Raw genomic sequence first — 5,211 nt, 5'->3', positions numbered from 1 at the left:
CGCCGGTGCCACCGGCCGTCTCCCCGCTGGCGGCCGTGGTCCATACCGCCTTTAGCTCGGCTCCCCTGCCGGTCTTCACCGATCCGGAGCAGAGCCCCTTGACGTATGAGTTGACGGGCTTACCCAGCCCCCTGAGCTTCAACGCCAGTAGCCGGGTGGTTTCGGGCACGCCCACCACCAGCGGCACCTTCAGCCTCACCTACACGGCCACCGATCAGGGGGGCGCTAAAACCCCGCTGGTGATTGCGCTCGTCGTCAGCCCGGCCCCGCCCGCCAACACGGCCCCGGTGGCTCCGGCCCTCTCCCCCCTGACGGCCACCGTCAATGGGGCTTTCACCACCACGCTGCCGGTCTTCACCGATGCCCAGAACGATCCGCTGACCTACACGCTGACGGGGCTGCCCGCCCCCCTGAGCTTCAACGCCACCACCCGGGTGATTTCGGGCACGCCCACCACCAGTGGTACGTTCCCCCTGACGTATTCGGCCAGTGACGGCCTGCTCTCGCAGGCGGTCAGCATTGCCCTGACGGTCAACACCGGGGGCACCACGCCACCGGCCCCGGCGGCTAACTACGATGGCTACCTGGCCAAGGACCTCAACTGCACCACGCTCTCGGGCTGGGCCTGGGAGCGGGCCAAAGGCAATGCCGTAGTCACCATCGAGTTCTTCCAGGGTGCGTCCATCGCTACTGGCCAACTGCTAGGCACCACGGCGGCCAATATCTTCCGGCAGGATCTGCTCAATGCGGGCAAAGGCAACGGCGAGCACGGCTTTGACTTTGCCATTCCCGAAGCCCTCAAGGACGGCCAGCCCCGCCAGATCTGGGCCCGGGTGCAGGGTTCCGAGTTCATCCTCAAGGATGCCCCCAAGACGCTCACCTGTGGTAGCCCGGGCACACCCCCGCCTACCAATACCGCCCCGGTAGCCCCAGCGGTGGGCCCCCTGACAGCGACGGTCAACGTAGCCTTTACGGCCAGTGCGCTGCCGGTCTTCACCGATGCCGAGAACGATCCGCTGACCTACACGCTGACGGGGTTGCCCGGTAATTTATCATTTAACGCCAGTAGCCGGGTCATTTCGGGAACCGCCACGGTGAGTGGGACCTTTACGCTGACGTATTCGGCTACCGACAACAAGCACCCGGCGGTTTCTACGACGCTGACGCTGACGGTCAACACCGGGGGCGGCACCACGCCCCCGGCTCCGGCGGCTAACTACGATGGCTACCTGGCCAAGGATCTCAACTGCACCACACTCTCGGGCTGGGCCTGGGAGCGGGCCAAAGGCAATGCCGTGGTCACCATCGAGTTCTTCCAGGGCGCGTCCATCGCCAGCGGCCAGCTGCTGGGCACCACGGCGGCCAATATCTTCCGGCAGGATCTGCTCAATGCGGGCAAAGGCAACGGCGAGCACGGCTTTGACTTTGCCATTCCCGAAGCCCTCAAGGACGGCCAGCCCCGCCAGATCTGGGCCCGGGTGCAGGGTTCCGAGTTCATCCTCAAGGATGCCCCCAAGACGCTCACCTGTGGTAGCCCGGGCACACCCCCGCCCGCCAACACCGCCCCGGTAGCCCCAGCGGTGGGCCCCCTGACAGCGACGGTCAACGTAGCCTTTACGGCCAGTGCGCTGCCGGTCTTCACCGATGCCGAGAACGATCCGCTGACCTACTCGCTGACGGGACTGCCCGCCCCCCTGAACTTCAACCCCACCACCCGGGTGATTTCGGGTACGCCCACCGCCAGTGGCACGTTCACCCTGACGTATTCGGCCAGTGACGGCCCGCTCTCGCAGGCGGTGACGCTGACGCTGACGGTCAACACCGGGGGCACCACGCCCCCGCCGACCAGTGGCGGCAGCGGACCGGGCAACTATGAGGGGTATCTGGACATTGTCAATTGCAGCAGCATCCAGGGCTGGATCTGGGATCGCAACCGCCCCAACACGCCCATCACCGTCGAATTTGTCGATGGCACCAGTGTGGTAGGCAGCACCGATGCGGGCCTCTTCCGGCCAGATCTGAAGACGGCCGGCAAGGGCGATGGCAACCACGGCTACAGTTTCGAGGTGCCCGTTTCGCTGCGCGATGGCAAGCCCCACGCCATCAGCGGGCGGGTGCCCGCCAGCGGTTACACCCTCAAGTGGTCACCCAAAACGCTCACCTGCCCAAGCGGCAGCCGGCAGGGCGTCGAGCAGGGGGGGACACAGGTACGGATGGAGCTGACGGTGAGTCCCAACCCCAGCCGGGGGCGGGTGGAAGTCAGTTACGAGGTGGCCGCCGGGCAGTGGGCGGATCTGCAGGTAGTGGATCTGCTGGGGCGGTCGCTCTGGCAGAAAGCGCTGCTGGGCAGCGGCCAGCCCGAGCGGCAAACGATCGATCTGAGTGGGGTGGCCCCGGCCGTGTACCTGCTTCAGTTGCAGACGGCCAAACAGATTGTCACCAAACGTTTGCTGATCAACCGCTAACGCAATAGCTTCTTGGGTCATAAAAAAACCGCCGGTAGCGCTACCGGCGGTTTTAGACTTTTTGCAAAAACATTCAGGTCGGGTAACGTTCTTAAATCCGAAGTAAAAACGGTTTTGCTAACTGCCATTGAACCATCCAGTATCTTATTATAATACACCAAGCCTATATCAATACACTATAGTTTGTTGGTTTTTTAATCACAAAACATAACTTTAACGGGTTATTTGTGGATAACCGGATACTAAGATAAAAATCTGGCAAGTTTTGCGGCCCAATTATTGTTAGCTATCTTTCCAAAAATTAAGATTCTTCTGTTGATTTCTTGCTCTGATCGAGGTGCTTACTGGTGTTTACTAACTCTTTTCCCTATGCTAAACTTCTTTACTTCACGTACATGTGTTGTGCTATTGTTATGGTTGCTTACCTCGTGGGCAGTCTATGGACAAGTCGGGATTAACCTGGAAGACCAGGTTTATGCAGGTCCGGTTAAAGGGGCGACCGGAATCGTTTTTGACAATAATGGCAACTTATATATCAATAATGTCTACGGATCCATCTACCGGGTCAAGCGGGGAGAATCTACCCCTACTTTATGGTTGGACATTCGTGAAGAAGTCGGCAATTACGGCGATCATGGGTTACTAGGGATGACACTGGACCGCGACTTCTTAGAAAACGGGCGGTTTTATCTCTATTACAATGTTGATATGTATTGGTACAAAAACGTTGGTAAACCGGGTTATGATAAAAACCGTTCATTAGAAAACTATCCTTCATTTGGGCGTCTTACACGATACACGGCTAATGTAAAGGGGGACTTTTCAGTAGATTTAAATAGTCGTAAAGTCCTGATTGGCGAAACACATGACACCGGAGTACCGGTTTTAACGCTTTCTCACCTCGGCGGTGGTCTGGCGGTAGGAGCCGACGGTTCCATTCTGATTGGTACAGGTGATGGTTCCAGTTTTGAACAGGTAGATGTAGGATGCAACGCGACGACGTGGGTTGATCTGGCCATGCAGGAAGGGATTATTAAATACATTCCCAACCCCGGAACGACAACGCCCGAATCATGCAGTAAGCCAGATTATTACGACAAAAACCGCGTTACGGAGAACATTGGGGCTTACCGCGCCCAGGCATTATTTTCATTATCCGGTAAAATTCTGCGGGTTAATCCGGAAAACGGCGACGGATTGCCATCCAATCCCTTCTACAATGCCAGCCTTGGTCCGCGGGCAGCTCAGAATCGCGTCTATGCCTTCGGATTACGGCAGGCCTTTCGAATATCGGTACGACCAGGTACTGGTAGTACCAATCCCCAGGACGGAAAACCCGGTATTATTTATGTAGGCGATGTAGGGTTTACCAGTTGGGAAGAGCTGAATGTGATTACGGAGCCCGGGCAAAATTTTGGCTGGCCTTATTACGAAGGTATTCTCAAAGGACGGGAAGGGTATTGGAAAACCAGGGCTTTTGAGCCAGCAAACCCTGTTAAACCAAGAATTCAATGGCGCGATAATAAGTACACCGAAATTGTGCAGGGAGAAACGGTTACAAACTTAAACAAGACCCTACTTGAAGGAGGTTGTGCAATCGGAGGAGCCTGGCAGGATGGTGGAGGCACCTATCCGGCAGAGCTAAAAAGTATCTATTATTTTGCGGATTACAATGCAGGATGGATCGCCGGTGCACGATTTGGCCATGACAATGAACTGGAAACCAACGGCCTGTTTAAAGTGACCAAGAAAATTGTCACCGATGAAGGAGGTCAACGTCTTACGGCAGTTGCTTTTAACCCTTACGATCACAATATATACTACATGACATTTGGGGAAGCGGGCGTAGTCCGGCGATTCGTTGCGGGCAATGACCAACCACCAGTCGCAGTTATCACGAAAGACAAAACCTATGGCAATAGCCCATTGACCATTAATTTTTCTGCAAAAGAATCCTTCGATCCAGAAGGTAAGCCTTTAAAATATGAATGGAGTGTCAGTGACGGGTCCAAAAGTACCGCGATGGATTATACCCGATCCTTTACCAGCACAGGCCCCAAATCATATACAGTCACGTTGAAGGTTACCGACGAGCAAAACAAAACGAACTCCACTCAGACCGTTATCTCGGTCAACAATACTCCTCCAATTATTCAGACTACCTCTGTGGATAATCTGGATCGAATCAGTTTATCATCTCCATACACCATTAATCTCAACGCTACCGCGACAGATGCCGAATCACCCACTCAATTATCGTACCGATGGACGGTTTATCTGTATCATAATGATCACCGGCATGTGGTCACAACGGTAAGTAATCAGACCGGATCGGTAACGGTATCGGAAGGCAGTTGTGATGGAACAGCAAGTTATTGGTACGGCGTTGGCTTAGATGTAACCGATGCAAGCGGTTTGACTACTAATTATATCAAATTCCTTTATCTGGATTGTCCGGGGGCCTCTCAGACGATCAATTTTGCATCTATAACCGACCGGGCACCCACAACCCCGCCGTTTAGCCCACAAGTTTCGGCCACTTCGGGTTTACCAATCACACTGTTTGCTATTGAAGGCCCCGCTTTCATAAGTAATGGTCAAGTCAATCTAACCGGCGGAGTGGGGCGGGTGACGATCCGGGCCACCCAGCACGGTAACGGGCAATACCGCTACGCCCAACCCGTCGAACGCTCCTTCAGCGTCACCAACGCCACCCCCCCGCCACCCGATACCCAACCCCCCACCC

2 protein-coding genes are annotated in these 5,211 nt (G+C 55.7%); both read left to right on the top strand.

Annotated elements, in window-relative coordinates:
- The coding region (locus EHT87_RS31090) for a putative Ig domain-containing protein (protein WP_124910709.1) at positions 1–2,465 on the top strand (2,465 nt) is incomplete at its 5' end.
- 369 nt (positions 2,466–2,834) lie between these two features.
- Positions 2,835–5,211 (top strand): PQQ-dependent sugar dehydrogenase (locus EHT87_RS31085; protein WP_185716398.1); only part of this gene is annotated, 2,377 nt, incomplete at its 3' end.

It is taken from the genome of Larkinella knui (genome assembly GCF_003858645.1).
Taxonomy (GTDB): Bacteria; Bacteroidota; Bacteroidia; order Cytophagales; family Spirosomataceae; genus Larkinella; species Larkinella knui.
This window is presented reverse-complemented; position numbering and strand designations above follow the sequence as displayed.